This window comes from Trinickia camelliae, assembly GCF_053525655.1.
The window spans coordinates 209554-226882 of record NZ_JBCHAA010000005.1; the positions used below are offsets into that span (position 1 = coordinate 209554).

At 64.5% G+C, this 17329-nt stretch carries 16 protein-coding genes; 8 read left to right on the plus strand and 8 right to left on the minus strand.

Translation table 11 applies throughout. The annotated features are described in order from the left end of the window. Window positions 1–41: 41 nt before the first annotated feature. From fusA to AAHK20_RS11215, 4 genes are all read right to left on the minus strand, one after another. A complete protein-coding gene (gene fusA / locus AAHK20_RS11200) occupies window positions 42–2090 on the minus strand; it encodes an elongation factor G (RefSeq protein WP_449181514.1) in 2049 nt (682 codons plus the stop codon). 144 nt (window positions 2091–2234) lie between these two features. Then, on the minus strand, window positions 2235–2723 hold the full coding sequence (locus AAHK20_RS11205) for a universal stress protein (protein WP_449181515.1): 489 nt from the start codon (window positions 2721–2723) through the stop codon (window positions 2235–2237). 68 nt (window positions 2724–2791) lie between these two features. Continuing rightward, window positions 2792–4084, minus strand: a complete 1293-nt coding sequence (locus AAHK20_RS11210; protein WP_449181516.1) for a D-amino acid dehydrogenase — start codon at window positions 4082–4084, stop codon at window positions 2792–2794. A gap of 185 nt (window positions 4085–4269) precedes the next feature. After that, on the minus strand, window positions 4270–4920 hold the full coding sequence (locus AAHK20_RS11215) for a class I SAM-dependent methyltransferase (protein WP_449181517.1): 651 nt from the start codon (window positions 4918–4920) through the stop codon (window positions 4270–4272). A 290-nt stretch (window positions 4921–5210) separates the two neighbouring features. On the opposite strand from AAHK20_RS11215, the gene AAHK20_RS11220 reads away from it, so the two are divergent. After that, window positions 5211–5582, plus strand: coding sequence for a phage protein NinX family protein (locus tag AAHK20_RS11220; protein WP_449181518.1), 372 nt, complete (start codon window positions 5211–5213; stop codon window positions 5580–5582). 520 nt (window positions 5583–6102) lie between these two features. On the opposite strand, the gene phaP is transcribed toward AAHK20_RS11220, so the two are convergent. Further along, window positions 6103–6528, minus strand: coding sequence for a TIGR01841 family phasin (gene phaP / locus AAHK20_RS11225; protein ID WP_449181519.1), 426 nt, complete (start codon window positions 6526–6528; stop codon window positions 6103–6105). A 282-nt stretch (window positions 6529–6810) separates the two neighbouring features. On the opposite strand from phaP, the gene AAHK20_RS11230 reads away from it, so the two are divergent. The 3 genes from AAHK20_RS11230 to AAHK20_RS11240 all read left to right on the plus strand — a co-directional run bounded on the left by AAHK20_RS11230 (window position 6811) and on the right by AAHK20_RS11240 (window position 9745). Beyond that, on the plus strand, window positions 6811–7143 hold the full coding sequence (locus AAHK20_RS11230; protein ID WP_449181520.1) for a hypothetical protein: 333 nt from the start codon (window positions 6811–6813) through the stop codon (window positions 7141–7143). Between the two features lie 131 nt (window positions 7144–7274). Beyond that, a complete protein-coding gene (locus tag AAHK20_RS11235) occupies window positions 7275–8456 on the plus strand; it encodes a patatin-like phospholipase family protein (protein ID WP_449181521.1) in 1182 nt (393 codons plus the stop codon). Further along, a complete protein-coding gene (locus tag AAHK20_RS11240; RefSeq protein ID WP_449181522.1) occupies window positions 8453–9745 on the plus strand; it encodes an FUSC family protein in 1293 nt (430 codons plus the stop codon). The genes AAHK20_RS11235 and AAHK20_RS11240 overlap by 4 nt, the downstream gene beginning before the upstream one ends. Window positions 9746–9813: 68 nt before the next feature. Here AAHK20_RS11240 and AAHK20_RS11245 read toward each other — a convergent pair whose 3' ends face one another. Both AAHK20_RS11245 and AAHK20_RS11250 read right to left on the minus strand, forming a co-directional pair. Further along, window positions 9814–10227 carry a DoxX family protein gene (locus tag AAHK20_RS11245; RefSeq protein WP_449181523.1) on the minus strand — a complete coding sequence of 138 codons (414 nt, stop codon included), beginning with the start codon at window positions 10225–10227 and terminating at the stop codon, window positions 9814–9816. A gap of 76 nt (window positions 10228–10303) precedes the next feature. Continuing rightward, window positions 10304–11029, minus strand: coding sequence for a pirin family protein (locus tag AAHK20_RS11250; RefSeq protein ID WP_449181524.1), 726 nt, complete (start codon window positions 11027–11029; stop codon window positions 10304–10306). Window positions 11030–11174: 145 nt separating this feature from the next. Here AAHK20_RS11250 and AAHK20_RS11255 point away from each other — a divergent pair, with 145 nt between their 5' ends. Beyond that, window positions 11175–12065, plus strand: coding sequence for a LysR family transcriptional regulator (locus AAHK20_RS11255; RefSeq protein WP_449181525.1), 891 nt, complete (start codon window positions 11175–11177; stop codon window positions 12063–12065). Here the strand turns inward: AAHK20_RS11255 and AAHK20_RS11260 are convergent, their stop codons facing one another. Continuing rightward, a complete protein-coding gene (locus tag AAHK20_RS11260; protein WP_449181526.1) occupies window positions 12066–12794 on the minus strand; it encodes a TetR/AcrR family transcriptional regulator in 729 nt (242 codons plus the stop codon). Window positions 12795–13082: 288 nt separating this feature from the next. On the opposite strand from AAHK20_RS11260, the gene AAHK20_RS11265 reads away from it, so the two are divergent. The 3 genes from AAHK20_RS11265 to preA all read left to right on the plus strand — a co-directional run bounded on the left by AAHK20_RS11265 (window position 13083) and on the right by preA (window position 17298). Next, window positions 13083–14363, plus strand: coding sequence for a Zn-dependent hydrolase (locus AAHK20_RS11265; protein ID WP_449181527.1), 1281 nt, complete (start codon window positions 13083–13085; stop codon window positions 14361–14363). 172 nt (window positions 14364–14535) lie between these two features. Beyond that, window positions 14536–15900, plus strand: coding sequence for an NAD(P)-dependent oxidoreductase (locus AAHK20_RS11270; RefSeq protein WP_449181528.1), 1365 nt, complete (start codon window positions 14536–14538; stop codon window positions 15898–15900). 99 nt (window positions 15901–15999) lie between these two features. Next, window positions 16000–17298 carry an NAD-dependent dihydropyrimidine dehydrogenase subunit PreA gene (preA, locus tag AAHK20_RS11275; protein ID WP_449181529.1) on the plus strand — a complete coding sequence of 433 codons (1299 nt, stop codon included), beginning with the start codon at window positions 16000–16002 and terminating at the stop codon, window positions 17296–17298. Window positions 17299–17329: the final 31 nt, after the last annotated feature.

The following is a 17329-nucleotide window of genomic DNA, read 5'->3' on the forward strand; positions in this document are numbered from 1 at the left end:
CTAAATTTGATTGTTAAGATGACTGACTATCTCGTCGCTGATTACGATTCAGCATCGCCCTGTTTCTTGTGCTGCGATGCCAATTTTTCCTGCTGGGATGGCGGGACCGGATCGTAGTGGCTGAGCTGAATGTTGTAGTTGCCGTGTCCGCCCGCGATGGCGTTCAATCGGGACTGGTAATCGTTGAGTTCCGACAGCGGAACCTGTCCCGCGACGACCACCGCGTTGCCCGCGATGTTGCGCGTGCCGTGAACCTGCCCGCGCTTTGACGACAGATCGCCGATGATGTCGCCCATTGCCGTATCCGGCGTCATCACCTCGATGTCGACGATCGGTTCGAGCACGATCGGTTGCGCTTTCAGCACCGCATCGATGAAGGCCTTGCGCCCGGCGGTGACGAACGCGACTTCCTTCGAATCGACGGAATGGCTCTTGCCGTCGAACACGGTGACGCGCACGTCTTGCATCGGAAATCCCGCGAGCGGCCCGCTCTCGATTACCTGAAGAATGCCTTTTTCGACGGCCGGAATGAACTGGCCCGGGATGGCGCCGCCCTTGACGGCATCGACGAACTCGAAGCCGGCGCCGCGCGGCAGCGGCTCGACGCGCAGCATCACCTCGCCGAACTGGCCGGCGCCGCCCGTTTGCTTCTTGTGACGATGATGACCTTCGGCCTTGCCGCCGATGGTCTCGCGATAAGCGATCTTCGGCGGCCGCGTCACGACCTCGACTTTGTACTGATCGGCGAGCCGCTCGAGCATGTGGCGCAGATGCAGTTCGCCCAATCCGCGCACGACGGTCTCGTTCGTCCCGACCGGGTGCTCGATGCGCAGGCACGGATCTTCGGCGCCGAGTTTCTGCAGGATCTCCCAGAGGCGCTGCTCGTTGCCGCGGCGCGCCGGTTCGATCGCGAGGCCGTAGATCGGGGTGGGGAAGTCGAGCGGGGTCAGGTGGATATCGCCGTCTTCGGCGGCGTCGTGCAGCACGGCATCGAAGCCGATCTCGTCGACCTTGGCCGTGGCGCAGATGTCGCCGGGCCCGGCCGCCGGAACGTCCACATGATCCTTGCCCTGCAGCATCATCAAGTGCGCCACGCGAAACGGCTGGCGTCCGAGCCCGATGTAAAGCTGGCTGTCGCGCCGGATCGTGCCCTGATGAATGCGAAACACGGCCATCTTGCCGATGTACGGATCGACGACGATCTTGAAGACGTGGGCGAGCACATGCTTGGCGGCGTCGGGTTCGGCATGCACGACTTCCTGGCGGCCGTCCGCATCGCGATAGAAAAGGGGCGGGTTGCCTTCCGATGGATTCGGCAAAAGGCGCACGAACACGTCGAGCAATTCCGCAATCCCCGCCCCATTGGCAGCGGACGTGAAGCAGACCGGTATCAGATGGCCTTCGCGCAGCGCGCGCTCGAACGGCTCGTGCAATTGCTCGGGGCTGATCGCCTCGCCTTGCTCCAGGTAGAGCTCCATCAATTGCGGATCGATCTCGATGACCTGATCGATCAACTGGTTGTGCGCGGTTTCCACCGATGAAAAATCAGCTTCGCCGGCAGGGTTGAAGAAGCAATCGACGACCTTCTGTCCGCGCTGCGCCGGCAGATTGATCGGCAGGCACGACGTGCCGAACGCCTCCTGGATCTGCGTGAGCAGACCGGGAAGATCGACTTTTTCGCCGTCGATGCCGTTCACGATGATCATTCTGCAAAGCTTGCGCTTCCCGGCCCACTCCATCATGCGGCGCGTGGTCATTTCGATGCCGGTCTGGGCATTGATGACGATGGCGGCGGTCTCGACGGCGGAAAGCGTGCTGATCGACAGCCCCGAAAAGTCGGGATAACCAGGGGTATCGAGGAGATGGATGCGGGTGTCGCGGTAATGCAGGTGGGTGACGGCGGAATTCAGGGAGTGGTGGTATTTGCGTTCGAGCGGGTCGAAGTCGCAGACCGTGGTGCCGCGCTCCACGCTGCCGGGAGCGTGCAGCGCGCCGCCCTGGTGGAGCAGCGCTTCGGCAATTGAGGTTTTGCCGCAGCCGCCATGCCCCACCAGGGCGATGGTACGGATGGCATCGGGACTGTATCCCATGGTTGCCCTCGTCCAGTAACGGGTGTTGGGCCATTATTGGCGAAAACAGGCCGTCTGCCAAATAGGGCGGGCGCGCGAATCGTGCCGAATCTGTGCGCTCGCCGACGCCCGGCGATTAGGGCCGCTTATTAGCGGGAACCGGCCCTAAAGCAGCGGCGTTTCCGTTTCGGCGTGGTGGCCAGCCTTCGCGCGCTTGGGTTTGTCGGCGGACCGGTCGCGCACGATCGTGACGGCGCACGGCGCGTAGGCAATGACCTGCCGCGCGACCGAGCCGATCAGCCAGCGGTCGAACATCGTGTGGCCGCGATGGCCGACGACGAGGTGATCGATCTCGTGCTTCTCGGCGTACAGGACGATCTCCTTGGCGGGCTGGCCGATCACGAGATCGAACTGGACCGGCACGGTCGCCAGGTCGCCGAGCTTCGCCTTGATCTCGTCGAGGATCTCCTCGCAGTGCTTCACCTCGCGTTCGACCACGTCGATGCGCTCGTATTCGAGCGCGCCCCAATCCGGCGTGCGCGCCACGACCAGGACGCAGAGACTCGCCTCATAGCGCTTGGCGAGATCCGCCGCGAAAGCGACCGCGTGATGCGCGGACTCCGATCCGTCAAAACCGACCAAGACCTTGTTCATGATGGCCTCCCATGCATGTCTGCGGTGACATGAGCCATCTTTACATCATAGTTCTTGGATCGCCGGCGTCAGGCAAGCTCGAAATCCGCCGGAGGCGCGGGTTCGTCGGAGTAACGGAACACGTTGAGATCGTCGCAGCGGATCGCCGGCTCGTTGCCCGAGATGAGGTCGGCAAGCAATTGTGCGGAGCCGCAAGACATCGTCCAGCCGAGCGTGCCGTGCCCGGTGTTCAAGAACAGGTTCGGCACCGCGGTGCGGCCGACGATCGGCGTGCCGTCCGGCGTCATCGGGCGCAGTCCGGTCCAGAACGTGGCCTTCGTCGTGTCGCCGCCGCCCGGGAACAGGTCGTTCACGCACATTTCGAGCGTTTCGCGGCGCGCCTCGCGCAGTTCCTTGTCAAAGCCGACGATTTCGGCCATGCCGCCCACGCGAATTCGCTGTTCGAAACGCGTGATCGCGATCTTGTAGGTTTCGTCGAGCACGGTCGAAACGGGCGCCTTGGCGGCGTCGGCAATGGGCGCCGTGATCGAATAGCCCTTCAGCGGGTAGACCGGAATCTTGACGATGCCCGACAGAAATTTGGTCGAATAGGAACCGAACGCGACCACGAACGCGTCGCCGTGCACGAGCTTGCTGCCGTGCCGCACGCCGGCGATGCGGCCGCCTTCCAGCGCGAGCGCGTCGACGAGCGTGCCGAAGCGGAAGGTCACGCCGAGCTGCTCGGCGAGCGCGACCAGGCGTGTCGTGAACAGCTGGCAATCGCCGGTTTCGTCGCCGGGCAAGCGCAGGCCGCCGGTCAGCTTGTGCGCCGTCGCGGCAAGCGCGGGTTCGGCACGCGAGAGCTCAGGCGGCATCAGCAGTTCATACGCGACGCCAGCTTCCTTGAGCACCGCGATGTCCTTCGCCGCGCCGTCGAGTTGCTGCTGCGTGCGGAACACCTGCAGCGTGCCGCCGGTGCGGCCTTCGTACTGTATGCCGGTCTTGGCGCGCAGCGCTTGGAGGCAGTCGCGGCTGTATTCGGCGAGGCGCACCATGCGGGACTTGTTGATCGCATAGCGCTCGGCGGTGCAGTTCTGCAGCATTTGCCACATCCACTGCAACTGGAATTGCTTGTCGGCATCGTCGGGCCGGATCGCGAGCGGCGCGTGCTTTTGGAACATCCATTTGACGGCCTTGAGCGGCACGCCCGGCGCCGCCCACGGCGCGGCGTAGCCCGGCGAGATCTGGCCGGCGTTGGCAAAACTGGTTTCCAGCGCCGGTCCGGCCTCGCGGTCGATCACGGTGACTTCGTGCCCCGCACGCGCCAGATAATAGGCGCTCGTTACCCCGACGACGCCGCTACCCAGGACGACAACTCGCATGGCTGCTCCGCAAAAATGGGTGGGTCGATAGCGCTCGATGATTCGGCATGCGTTGACTTAAGCGCTGGGAGCGATCGATCGCCGGCGAAGGACTGCGGCGATCGTCGTCGTTGCTATCGTATTACCTTAATGGCCGGCAAGCCAGCGGGAGGCTCGACGAAGTCGAATGGCGGGGGGCTGCGAGGCTAAGACGCTTTTCTGCAGATAATAAAGTACTGCGAACTGAGCCACCAAGGCAGCCAGGCCGCGGGGCTGTGGCGCACGCGCTCGATGTCGAACTGTTTCGTGACGGTGTCGCGCAAGAGGCGGAAGTCGAAACCCTTGTGCGTGATGCGCGGGTTCTCGGGGCGCGATACGGGCACGCCCGCCACCGACATCAGGATTTCCCCGAGACGGTAACCGGTGCGCAGCGTGCGCTGACGCACCATCCAGTTCAACACTTTCGGGATCGTCGCGAAGCCGTACATGATCGGCACCGAGATGATGAACAGCGCGCCGGGCTTGAGGATGCGCGCGGCGTCGGCGAGCAGCTGGTCGACTTCATGCGCGTACAGGTGTTCGCAGACCTCGAATGCCGTCAGCACATCGACCGATGCGTCGCCGATCATCAGCATCGAATCGGCGTAGCGCACTTCCGGATGCACGGGCGACATATAGGGATCGTAGCCAATGAGCAGGATGTCCCGGCGCAGCTCGCCGAGCACATGAAGAAGCAGGCCCGGTCCCGAGCCGAAGTCGACAACGGTGCCGTCTTGCGGGCAATGCTCGCTCACGAGTTTCAGCGCGACTGCCATCCGGGTCCGATGAGCGTAACGCGCCAGCGGATTGGACGACATGACGGTTTGTTCTTCGTATGAAATGTCGCGCATTTGATTAAGAGCCCGAAAGTTTGGCTGCCATGCAAGTCCGGTCGTGCCGGTGATCTTGCCTCTGTGCGAGGGGCGGGGCAACGAGGCGTCATAGCGCCCATGAGCCAAAAGCGAGTGTTTCTTAGCCACGAAACGGCGCGCGGCAAGCCGATTGCCCGTGGTGGCGGACAGGCGCGGCGGCAACGCGCAACCCGCATTCCGTGTCACATTCGCCACACCTGGCAGGCGTACACTGCAGACAAAAACGGAGGACAACGATGCGGATATCGGAATTGGAAGGTGCGTGGCTCGACTACTGGGTCGCTCGTGCAGCGGAGCTACCCAAGCCGCGCGTCGACGACGGACTGTGCTGGGTCGAGGAGCCCGCGTGCGACGGCGACCCCGAGAGCGCGGTGGATGCGGCTTTTGTGCCGTCGACCGACTGGAACGAAGGTGGTCCGATCATTGATCGCGAGGGGATCAGCATCGTCAAGCTCGACGATGGCTGGGGCGCCGGGAAGGGCCTGGGAACCGCCGCGAAAGCGGATTTCCGGCATGCCGGCGCAACGGCGTTGATTGCTGCGATGCGGTGCTACGTCGGCGAGCGATTCGGCGACGAAGTGCCGGATGAAGAGATGGCGGGCGATTGATGTCGGGCGACTAAGCGCGCGGTTCGCGCCACCGGCGTCAGACGTCGCGTTCGGCTGCGCCGGTGCGCGCGTCGGCAAACTTGGCAAACGCGAACAGCGCGGCGATGGCGAATGGGCTCGCAACGAAAAAGGCGGTCAACATGGTGAAGATCCCCGAGGCTCTTTTGTCGATCTAGTCTACCGATTCGAGCACTGTCGATAAGCGGCCTGAAGCACAAAACAGTGTTTGTAGATGCCGAATTATCGCGACGATTGGCATCGTCTATCTATTGGGGTTGAGCCCATGCCGGCTCGGTCGCCATGCAGTGCCCGATACCGCTGCCCGCTTCCATTACGGTGCATTGCGTCATTGCCACCTGCGCCGGCGCTTCGTGGGTTTCGGCGGTTGCCGAGGCTGGGAGGGGCGGCGCGGTTCGCGCGATAGCGGGGAGCCGGTGATCAGCATTGCCGCGCTCCCGCCGTGCTTCATTTAGCGTTGATTCTTAGCGTTTGACCGAGCCTCGAGTCCGAGACCCGGCGCTCAGGGCTTCTTCGCCTGCATTAGCGCCTTCAGTTCCTCGACGTGCTCCTGCACGCGTTTGCTGACCACGGCGAAGCTGTCCGACTGCGTCTTGTAAGCCGTATCCGCAAGCTCCTGCATATCCGCCAGCGCCTTGTGCAGCGCTTGCTGCACCAATTCGCCCGCGCTGGAAGAGGGCGTCGCGCCCGAGGTGCTCAGTTGCGTGAAGAGTGATTGCACCTGGCTCATCGTCGATTGCAGAATTTCCGCCTGCTTCTGGCCGAGCGTCTGCATGCCCGAAATCGCCGTCGCGTTGGCTGCCGCCAATGCCTCGATGTCCTTGCGTTGCGATTCCAGCACGGAGGAAACGTCGATCCCGGGGAGTTTGAACTTCTCGATCATCTTGGCGTATTCGGCGAAAAGGGTGTTGGGATTGGTGGTTTCCATGATCGCGGCTCCGATAGGGATGGATTGGGAGGGCAAGGCGGTAATGCATGGTGTGCGCGCACATGGTATCGCGCATCGCGGGCCGGCAATGTAGGGGCCTGCCCGGGCGTCATCCGTGCCTGCGTACGAAGCGTGCCAAGCATGCGACGAGCCCGGAGCGTCTACAGTGAATCCATCGGCCGCGGCCATGCGTATTTTCACGGTGGTCCGCGCAAGCATCGGTTGCCGCGCGCGGCCCGCGCCGGGGTTCTCCCCGGCATTTTCCTGATCTCGGAGGCGAACATGAAACGAATGGCGATGGTGCTGCGCGTGGCATTGTGCACGGCAGCGTGCGGACTCGCGGCTCACGGATACGCGCAAGGTCTGAGTCCTCAAGACGACATGAACGCGCCCGAGAACAGCACGCGCTTGATGCCGAACGCCGCGCGCGGCAGCGAGTATCCGACGCACGGCAACCAGCAGGCCGGCGAGCTGAATCTGAATCCGGCCGATCCGCGCGCCCAGCTTGTCAACGGCTTGCCGAACAACGCCGAATCAGGCCAATACGGCTCTCCGCTGGCCGGCGTGCGGACTTATGTGCGTCCGCAGCAGCCGGCGCAGCAGCCGACGAATTGAGCGCCGTTCCGGCACCGCTCGCCTATGCTATGCGTGCGATGCCTCGCACGCCGGCGCTCCCCATGCCAATCCACGAGTCCGCCCGGCGCGCGTCATCCACATGACTTCGCTTCATCCACTGAGGAGGGTTCATGGATCAGGACGCACCGGGCGGCCGTAACGGGCCGCTGCCTGCGCAACAGGAGGAGCCGGACCGGTCGGCGTGCGCCGACATTCCCGGACAGATCGTATTCGTGCTGCAAGGCGGCGGGGCGCTCGGCGCGTACCAGGCCGGCGTCTACGAGGCGCTGCACGATGCGGGCATCGAGCCCGAGTGGGTGATCGGCACCTCGATCGGCGCGATCAATGGCGCGATCGTCGCCGGCAATCCGCGCGAGCGGCGAGTCGCGCGGCTCAAGGAGTTCTGGCAGCGTGTCGCGTATCCGGGCAGCGCGACAGGCGGCTGGTTTCCGCTGTGGGACGAGTGGCTGCGCAACGTCTCGATCGTGACGCAGGGCATCTCGCCGTTCTTCACGCCCCGGCTCGAGGCGTGGCTCGGCCCGCAAATGCCGGTCGGGGTCGACCAAGCCGCGTTCTATACGACCGAGCCGCTGCGCGAGACGCTCAACGCGCTCGTCGATTTCGACTATCTGAATGCGAAACAGAAGGCGATGCGGCTGACGGTCGGCACGGTCGGCGTCGCGAACGGCCGGATGCGCTACTTCACGAATCGCGACGGCGCGTTTTCCGTCGATCACGTGATGGCGTCCGCTGCGTTTCCGCCCGGGTTTCCGTCGGTGCGCGTCGACGGCGAAACGTACTGGGACGGCGGCATCTACTCGAATACGCCGCTCGAAGCGGTGCTCGACGATCATCCGCGCCGCAGTTCCGTGATCTTCGCCGTGCAACTGTGGCCGGCTCACGGGCCCGAACCGGTCTCGATCTGGCAGGCGATGGGGCGTCAGCGCGACATCCAGTATTCGAGCCGCGCGGAAAGCCATCTCGAGCGGCAGCGGCAGATCCATCGGTTGCGTCACGTGATTCGCGAGCTGGGCAAGCACATTCCCAAGAAAGAACGCGATTCGGCCGCCGTGCAGGAACTGCTCGCGTGGGGCTGCGGCACGACGATGCGCGTGATCGAGCTCGATGCGCCGTGTTTCAACGGCGACGAGCTGCACAAGGACATCGATTTCTCTTCGAGCGGCATCGAGCGCCGTTGGGCCGTCGGCTATGACGACACGCAGCGCATGTTGCAGCGTGCGCCGTGGCGGGAGGACCCCGATCCGATGGAAGGGATCTCGGTGCATCGGATGGAGCGCGGGGTCGAGCGTTGAATGCGATCGCGCATGTCGCCGACGCGGCGCGCAACGCGGCTTATGGCGTTGCGCGCGAGCTGGCCGGATGGAGGTCGTCGCCCGAACGCATGGGGTTCGCGGCGCAGGCGACGCTTTCGGTCGCGCTCTCCGTGCTGTTCGCGCATGCGCTGCATTTGTCGAACACCTGGTGGGCCGCGATCACCGGCTATACGGTGATGCAGGCGAGCCTCGGGGCATCGGCCAAGCGCGGCCTGCATCGCGTGCTCGGCACCGTGATCGGCGCGCTCGTGGGCGCGCTCGTCGGGCCGTGGCTGGGCGGTTTGCCGTGGCTCTTCGTGCCGGTGCTCGGCGTGATCGGCGGGGTTGCGGTCTATCGCGCGATCGGTTCGGAGGCGAGCTATGCGTGGATTCTCGGCGCCATTACCGCGCTGATGGTTGCGTTCGAGGCGCACCTGCTCGTATCGATGCAAGCGAGCGCGGGGTTCGCGGTGTTGCGCGTGATGGAGGTGGTCGTCGGGACGTTGGCGTGCGTGCTGGTGTCGGCGCTGGCTCAACTCGTTGCCGTGCATCGTGGCATGGCGTGGCCGGAAAGAGGGGACGCGTCGGCCTGGGCTATTTCGGTTTGGGCCGCGCATCGCGATTGGTTCATTCGCGTTGCGCAGAAGGTGCGTGGTGACGCGCAACCGTCGGCCGCCGGGGGCGCAGTGGACGCCTCCACGGCAGCCGCGCCCGCAGCGCCCTCGTCGACCTCGGGATTAGGCCCGGCACCCGTCATCACGCTCGAGCCCGCGTCGTTTCAAGCCGCGCGCAAGCGCCTCGCGATGCAGGCGGGATTGTCGATCGGGATTCTCGCGGCGCTCGCGTATGTGCTGAATCTGCCGAGCTTCGTGCAGGCGATGGTGACGACGGTCGTGATCGTCGCGCTGCCCGCGGCCTCGATCGTCGAAGACGCGACTCGGCCCGTGCTCGAAAAAATGGTGCAGCGTCTCGCAGGCTGCCTGTTGGCAGGCGTCATCGCCGTTGCGTTGCTGCCGCTACTGCGCGGCGAAACGATCCCCTGCATGATCGCGCTCGCGTTAGGCGTGTGGGTCGGCTGCCATCTGCAGACGGGCAAGGAGGGCGCGAGCTATGTCGGTCGACAGTTCACGATCGCGTTCATCATGGTTTTCGTGCAGGACCATCAATGGTCCGCGGACCCGAAACCCGCGCTGCTGCGGCTCGCGGGCATCCTCACGGGCGTCGTCGTGATCGGCGGCGTGATGCTCGCGACCGCCAGACGCGACGACGGCGCCACGCATCACGCGTAGCGCCGTCGAATCCGCCCGCGCCGGGCGGTGAGGCGTTCGAGCTTATTTGGCGGGCTTATGTGCCCAGCTTACTTGCGATCGAACGAGTACTTGCCGGGGCCGGTCACGGTCAGCAACAGCAGGCCGCCGATGATGCTGACGTTCTTGTAGAAGTGGATCATGTTGTCGTAGGCGACCATGCCCGTCATGTTCCAGAAGTGGTGGCCGATGAACGCGGTGCCGAGTGTGTAGACCGCGAGCACGAGCGCAAGCGGACGGGCATAGAAGCCAACCACGAGCGCCAGGCCGACGATCAACTCCATCACGACGGCAATCACCGCCGACAACTCCGGCGCGGGCGCGCCGGTCGACGCCATATAGCCAACCGTGCCGGAAAAGCCGGTCAGCTTGCTCCAGCCGAACAGCACGAAGAGCACCATCAACAGCACGCGGGCAACCAGCAGGATCGCGTCCTTGCGCTGGTCGAAAAGGTTGTATCTCATGTTCGTTCCTTAAAGGTAATCAGTAAAAATCGGTTCGCAGGTTTCGGTTCAAAAGCAGCGACGCTGCGCTTTCGAATCAGGCGTACATGTCCGAGAGTTCGCGGTTGCGCAGATCGAACGCGATCACTTCGGCGTCGCGTCCTTCCGTGAAAGTCAGCACGTCCTCGTTGCGAATGCGCGCGCCGTCGCCTTCATTCAAGGGCACGCCATTGAGCACGGCTGAACCGCGCGCCACATGCACATACGCGTAGCGGTCCGCTTGCAGCGGCAGGCTGGCCTTCTCGTCGCCGTCGAAGAGCCCGGCGTAGACACGCGCGTCCTGCCGCAAGGCCAGCGACTCGCCTTCACCGTCAGGCGACATCACGAGCCGCAGCTTGCCGCGCTTGTCCGCGGCAGCGAAGTTCTTCTGCTGGTAGCGCGGCGTTGCGCCTTTCTCCGACGGCACGATCCAGATCTGCAGGAAATGCACGGGCTCGCTACGCGAATGGTTGTATTCGCTGTGCGCGACGCCGGTGCCCGCGCTCATCAGTTGGATGTCGCCGGGCACGATGACGGAACCCGTGCCCATCGAATCCTTGTGCTCGAGCGCGCCTTCGAGCACGTAGGAGAAGATCTCCATGTCCCGATGCGGATGCTTGCCGAAACCTTGACCCGGTGCGACGCGGTCGTCGTTGATGACGATCAGGTCGGAGAAGCCGAGTTGTTGCGGATCGTAGTAGCTGGAAAACGAAAACGAGTGGCGCGAGCTGAGCCAGCCGTGCTCGGCGCGGCCGCGTTGGCTGGCGTGGCGGACTTCGATCATATAAACCTCCGTTGATTCGTTGAGGGCATCGCCTAAAACGCTGCCCTGATGCGTTGATGAAAGTTTAGGTCAATCGACGGGCATATAATCGCGTCGGGTTGGGAATCAATGTCACATCCAGGTTGACAATCAAGCGAGGCACGCGATGCAGCTCGAAGACATGAGGATTTTTGTTGCGACGGTCGATGCGCGCAGCTTCACGGCGGCGGCGAATCGCTTGCAGCTATCGAAACAGTTCGTGAGCCGGCGCGTCGCGGCGCTCGAAGAGAGCCTCGGCGCACGGCTTCTCGTGCGCAACACGCGCAAGCTCGCCGTCACCGATCTCGGTTACGAGTTCCACGAGCGCGCGCGGCGCATCCTCGCGGAAGTGTCGGACGCCGAGCAGGCGATGTCGGCGCAGCGCGCCGAGCCGCGCGGCCTGTTGCGCGTGAGCGTGCCGATGTCGTTCGGCATGATTCACCTGTCGCCGCTCGTTGCCGAGTTCTTGCGAGCGCATCCGGACGTGCGCTTCGATATGCAACTGAGCGATCGCGTCGCCGACGTGGTCGGCGAGGGCTTCGACATGGCGGTGCGGATCGGCACGCTCGCGGATTCGACGCTGATCGCGCAAAAGCTCGGCGAGGTGAGGCTCGTCGCGTGCAGCAGTCCCGGCTATAAGCGCAGGCGCCGCGCGCCGGCCACGCCCGCCGATTTGGAGCGCCACGCGTGTCTGCTGTACGGGGAGGAGGGGCGCTCGGGCTGGGAATTCATCGTCGATGGCGCGAGCCGCATGTTCGACGTGCGCGGGCCGCTGCGCGCGAACAATGGAGAGGTGATCCGCGATGCGGCGATCTCGGGGCTCGGCATTGCGCGGCTGCCGGAATTCATCGTCGCGGATGCGTTGGCGAGCGGCAAGCTGATTGAAGTGCTCGAAGACTTCTCGCTGTCGTCGTTTACCGTCTATGCGGTGTATCCGCAGCATCGTCAAAGCTCGGTAACGATCCGTGCTTTTACGCAGTTCTTGCGCGAGCGTCTGGCGAAGACGTTGGGTGCTTGACTAGCTTGCTTCCTCGCGCGCCGCTTGAGTTTCGGCTTGAGCCGGCGCGTTTGGCGACTTCGCGCCGCAGGCGCGGATGATCAGCGCGACCACTTCTTCGGTCGTCGCATCGAACGCCTTTTTCGACAACGCCCGCTTGCCCGATAACGCCTGGATTTGCGCGTCGAAATCGGCGTAATGCTGCGTGACGGCCCAGATCATGTAGAGCAGCGCGCGCGCATCGATCGGCGCAAGCAGGCCGCGCGCAATCCAATCGTTGACCGCGACGACGCGCGTTTCCATCCAAGGCTTCACGCGTTCGGACAGGATGTCTTGCATGTGCGTCGCGCCTTGAATGATCTCGCTCGCCCACACCTTCGATCCAAGCGGCCGCCGCCGCGACAACGCCATCTTCGCGCGCACGTAGCCGCCGATCGCTTGCACCGGATCGTCGCTGCCTTCGAACGTATTGGCGGCTCGATGCCATTCCTCGAACACGTCATCGAGCACGCGGCGATAGAGATCGAGCTTGGTCGGGAAGTAGTAGTGCAGGTTGGCTTTCGGCAGGCCCGCGCGCTCCGCGATCAGCGCGGTGCTGGCGCCCTCGAGCCCGCGTTCGGCGAAGACCGCTTCCGCGCAGGCGAGCAAGTGCGCTTCATTCGTGTGACGGATGTGCGCCTTGCGACGCCGCATCGGTTTCGATGTTTCTTCGTGTTCGTGGTCGACTGCACGCGTTTCGTCACTCTTCATCATCGGCCTCGTTCGGCTTGCCTGCCGCGTCGCGCCTCATTGTAGTCGCAATCTCGTGGTTCGCATGTGGCGTGCCGCAAGCGGCCTGCCGCCTGGTTGCGGTGTTCTGCTGCAGTGCAATGGCACGCTTTTCGCTGGGTTAGAACCCATTGAAATATCAAAATTAATGGTCTACAACCTGTCCAATCGGACAGGATTGGAGAAGCGGGAAATCGGATGTTCGCCGGAGCGACGAAGCGGTGCACCGGCACTGGGCGGCATGCCCCAAAACGATGAGGAGAGGCACTGATGAGCGCAGTATCCGACGCAACTAAGGCGCAAGGTTTGGAAGCGCAGGTCACGGTGAACGGCCGTCGCTTGTGGGACAGCCTGATGACGATGGCGAAGATCGGCGCCACGAAGAAAGGCGGCGTTTGCCGGCTCGCGCTGACCGATCTCGATCGCGAAGGGCGCGACCTGATCGTGAGCTGGGCCAAGGAGGCCGGCTGCACGGTGACGGTCGATCAAATGGGCAACGTGTTCATGCGGCGTGCCGGCCGCAACGCGTCGGCGGCGCCCGTGATGACCGGCTCGCACGCTGATTCGCAGCCGACGGGCGGCCGCTTCGATGGCATCTACGGCGTGCTCGGCGGGCTGGAAGTGATCCGCAGCCTCAATGATCACGGCATCGAAACCGAGCATCCGGTCGAGGTCGTGATCTGGACCAACGAAGAGGGTTCGCGCTTTGCGCCGGCAATGGTGGCCTCGGGCGTGTTCGCGGGCGTCTTCACGCTTGAATACGGGCTCTCGCGCAAGGACGTCGACGGCAAGACGATCGGCGAGGAACTGCGGCGCATCGGCTATGCGGGCGATGTGCCATGCGGCGGCCGGCCGATTCACGCGGCGTTTGAACTGCACATCGAGCAAGGCCCGATTCTCGAAGCCGAGAAGAAGACGATCGGCGTCGTCACCGACGCGCAAGGCCAGCGCTGGTACGAAATCGTGCTGACGGGCCAGGAGGCGCATGCCGGCCCGACGCCGATGCCGCGCCGCCGCGATGCGTTGCTCGGCGCGGCGCGCGTCGTCGATCTGGTGAACCGCATCGGGCTCGATCACGCGCCGTTCGCGTGCGCGACGGTCGGCATGATGCAAGTGCATCCGAACTCGCGCAACGTGATTCCCGGGCGCGTGTTCTTCACGGTCGACTTCCGCCATCCCGACGATGCCGTGCTCGCGCAGATGGACGCCGAATTGCGCAAGGGCGTCGCGAGCATCGCCGACACCATCGGCCTCGAAACCGAGCTCGATCAGATTTTCTATTACGCGCCAATCGCTTTCGACAAGGCGTGCGTGAACTCGGTGCGCCGCGCTGCCGAGCGCTTCGGCTACTCGAATCGCGACATCGTTTCGGGCGCCGGACACGACGCCTGCTATCTGTCGCAAGTTGCGCCGACGTCGATGGTGTTCGTGCCGTGTGTCGACGGCATCAGCCACAACGAGATCGAGGACGCGACGCCCGAATGGATCGAGGCCGGCGCGAACGTGTTGCTGCACGCGATGCTCGAGCGTGCGAGCGAGCCGGTTTCATGACTGTTTCAGCGATGGCCGATTGGCCGCCGGGGTTCGGCGGCCAACGGTGCATCGATCGATTTAGCCGCTAGCTTTAGGCGTATTCAACAAGTTGTGCCCAAACCCGTATTCCGGCTTCGCACGCGCGAAGCCGGCGGGCCCCGTTCGTCCTTTTTTCCGTGTAGGAGCGCGCATGACCACGAAGGAAACCGGCGATATCGCAGCCGGCCGCCTCGACGCCGATCAACTCGCGTGCCAGTTCAGCGATATCGCGCCGCTGCTCGACGCAGGCGCCGCCGCGGTTGCCGCGAGCCGCTGCCACTACTGCTACGACGCGCCGTGCGTGAACGCGTGTCCGACGCAAATCGATATCCCGAGCTTCATCCGCAAGATCGGCAACGGCAACTTGAAGGGCGCGGCGCTCGACATTCTGTCGGCGAATCCGCTCGGCGGGATGTGCGCTCGGGTGTGCCCGACGGAGATCCTCTGCGAAGGTGCTTGCGTGCGCAACCATCAGGACGGCAAGCCGGTCGCGATCGGTGCGTTGCAGCGGCACGCAACCGATTGGGCGATGGCGCGCGGCGAGACGCTTTTCAAGCGCGCGGCGGATACCGGGCGCCATGTCGCCGTGGTCGGCGCGGGGCCTGCGGGGCTCGCGTGCGCGCATCGTCTCGCGTTGGCGGGGCATCGCGTGACGCTCTTCGACGCGCGTGAAAAAGCCGGTGGCCTCAACGAGTATGGGATCGCGGCTTACAAGACCGTCGATGACTTTGCTCAGCGCGAGGTGGAGTGGCTGTTGTCGGTCGGCGGCATCGAGTTGCGCGCAGGCGTGGCGCTGGGCCGCGACGTGAGTCTCGCCGAACTGCGCCAGCAGCACGATGCCGTGTTTCTCGCGATGGGGATGGCGGGCGTGAAGGCGCTGGGCGTCGAAGGCGAAGCGCTCGACGGCGTGCTGGACGCGGTCGATTTCATCGCGCGGCTGCGCCAATCGAAGGATCTCGCGACGCTGCCGGTCGGCCGCCGCGTGGTCGTGATCGGCGGCGGCAATACCGCTGTCGATGCCGCCGTGCAAAGCAAAAAGCTCGGCGCGCAGAGCGTGACGATGGCGTACCGGCGCGGCGTCGACGCGATGAGCGCGACGTGGGCCGAGCGTGAATTCGCGCAGACGCAGGGCGTTTCGCTGGTTCTCAACGCGCGTCCGGTGCGGGTGCTCGGCGATGGTCGAACCGTCACGGCCGTCGAGTTCGAATGGACGCGTGAGGACGAAACAGGGCGGCTCGCCGGCACGGGTGAGCGCTTCACGGTGGAGGCCGACATGGTCCTCAAGGCGATCGGGCAGACCTTCGTCGCCGCCGGTATCGATCGCGAGATCCTCACGCTCGACGGCGCGCGCATCGCGGTCGACGACGAGCGCCGCACGTCGCTTCCCGACGTCTGGGCGGGCGGCGACTGCGCGGCGACCGGCCTCGATCTGACCGTGCAGGCGGTGCAGGACGGCAAGCTCGCGGCGGCATCGATCGATCGCGTGTTCGCGCGCACGGCGGTGCGCGCAGCCTAGCCGCATCGAGCGAGAGAGAGATAGATGCGCGCGCAACGGTAACGACAACCCGCCGTCAGCGCGCCACGCAAACGACACAGACACCCCACGGAGCCGAACATGGCCGATCTTCGCTGCACGATTGCCGGCATCACGTCGCCGAATCCCTTCTGGCTCGCGTCCGCGCCGCCCACCGACAAAGCCTATAACGTGAACCGCGCGTTCGAAGCGGGCTGGGGCGGCGTCGTCTGGAAGACGCTCGGGCTCGATCCGCATGTCGTCAACGTCAGCTCGCGCTACGGCGCGGTGCAATGGAACGGCCAGCGCATCGCGGGCCTGAACAACATCGAGCTGATCACCGACCGCCCGCTCGATGTGAATCTGCGCGAGATCGCGCAAGTGAAGCGCGACTGGCCCGACCGCGCGCTGATCGTCTCGCTGATGGTGCCGTGCAACGAGAGCGACTGGAAATGGATTCTGCCGCTCGTCGAAGACACGGGCGCCGACGCGGTCGAGTTGAACTTCGGCTGCCCGCACGGGATGAGCGAGCGCGGCATGGGCTCGGCGGTGGGCCAGGTGCCCGAATACGTCGAGATGGTCACGCGCTGGGTGAAAGAGGGCACGCGCCTGCCGTGCCTCGTGAAGCTCACGCCGAACATCAGCGATATCCGCCTCGGCTCGCGCGCCGCGTACAAAGGCGGCGCCGATGGCGTCTCGCTGATCAACACGATCAACTCGATCGTCGCGGTCGATCTCGACCAGATGGCGCCGATGCCGACTGTCGACGGCAAGGGCACGCACGGCGGCTATTGCGGTCCGGCCGTGAAGCCGATCGCGCTGAACATGGTCGCCGAGATCGCGCGCGACGTGGAAACGCCGGGGCTGCCGATCTCCGGCATTGGCGGCATCTCGACGTGGCGTGACGCCGCCGAGTTCATCGTGCTCGGCGCCGGCAGCGTGCAGGTGTGCACGGCGGCGATGCATTACGGCTTCCGCATCGTGTCCGACCTCGCGGACGGTCTCTCGAACTGGATGGACGAAAAAGGCTACGCGACGCTCGACGACATCCGCGGCCGCGCCGTACCGAACGTGACGGACTGGAAGTACCTGAACATGCAGTACGACATCAAGGCACGCATCGACCAGGACCGCTGCATCCAATGCGGCTTGTGCCATATCGCATGCGAGGACACCTCGCATCAGGCGATTACGCGCGAGAAGGATGGCGTGCGCCACTTCGAGGTGATCGACGAGAACTGCGTCGGGTGCAATTTATGCATGCACGTGTGCCCGGTCGAGCAATGCATCACGATGGAGCGCGTCGACAGCGGCGCGTATTCGAACTGGACGACCCATCCGAACAACCCTTCACGTGTGCAACAACAAGACGAGACCGACGTGGCCGCGAAAGCGGCCTAAACGATCGCAGCGATTTCAACGATTGGAGAGT

Bases quoted from the DNA above. Each gene is read 5' to 3' on its own strand.
- fusA (WP_449181514.1), bottom strand. From the start codon at position 2,090: ATGGGATACAGTCCCGATGCCATCCGTACCATCGCCCTGGTGGGGCAT.
- AAHK20_RS11205 (WP_449181515.1), bottom strand. From the start codon at position 2,723: ATGAACAAGGTCTTGGTCGGTTTTGACGGATCGGAGTCCGCGCATCAC.
- AAHK20_RS11210 (WP_449181516.1), bottom strand. From the start codon at position 4,084: ATGCGAGTTGTCGTCCTGGGTAGCGGCGTCGTCGGGGTAACGAGCGCC.
- AAHK20_RS11215 (WP_449181517.1), bottom strand. From the start codon at position 4,920: ATGTCGTCCAATCCGCTGGCGCGTTACGCTCATCGGACCCGGATGGCA.
- AAHK20_RS11220 (WP_449181518.1), top strand. From the start codon at position 5,211: ATGCGGATATCGGAATTGGAAGGTGCGTGGCTCGACTACTGGGTCGCT.
- phaP (WP_449181519.1), bottom strand. From the start codon at position 6,528: ATGGAAACCACCAATCCCAACACCCTTTTCGCCGAATACGCCAAGATG.
- AAHK20_RS11230 (WP_449181520.1), top strand. From the start codon at position 6,811: ATGAAACGAATGGCGATGGTGCTGCGCGTGGCATTGTGCACGGCAGCG.
- AAHK20_RS11235 (WP_449181521.1), top strand. From the start codon at position 7,275: ATGGATCAGGACGCACCGGGCGGCCGTAACGGGCCGCTGCCTGCGCAA.
- AAHK20_RS11245 (WP_449181523.1), bottom strand. From the start codon at position 10,227: ATGAGATACAACCTTTTCGACCAGCGCAAGGACGCGATCCTGCTGGTT.
- AAHK20_RS11250 (WP_449181524.1), bottom strand. From the start codon at position 11,029: ATGATCGAAGTCCGCCACGCCAGCCAACGCGGCCGCGCCGAGCACGGC.
- AAHK20_RS11255 (WP_449181525.1), top strand. From the start codon at position 11,175: ATGCAGCTCGAAGACATGAGGATTTTTGTTGCGACGGTCGATGCGCGC.
- AAHK20_RS11260 (WP_449181526.1), bottom strand. From the start codon at position 12,794: ATGAAGAGTGACGAAACGCGTGCAGTCGACCACGAACACGAAGAAACA.
- AAHK20_RS11265 (WP_449181527.1), top strand. From the start codon at position 13,083: ATGAGCGCAGTATCCGACGCAACTAAGGCGCAAGGTTTGGAAGCGCAG.
- AAHK20_RS11270 (WP_449181528.1), top strand. From the start codon at position 14,536: ATGACCACGAAGGAAACCGGCGATATCGCAGCCGGCCGCCTCGACGCC.
- preA (WP_449181529.1), top strand. From the start codon at position 16,000: ATGGCCGATCTTCGCTGCACGATTGCCGGCATCACGTCGCCGAATCCC.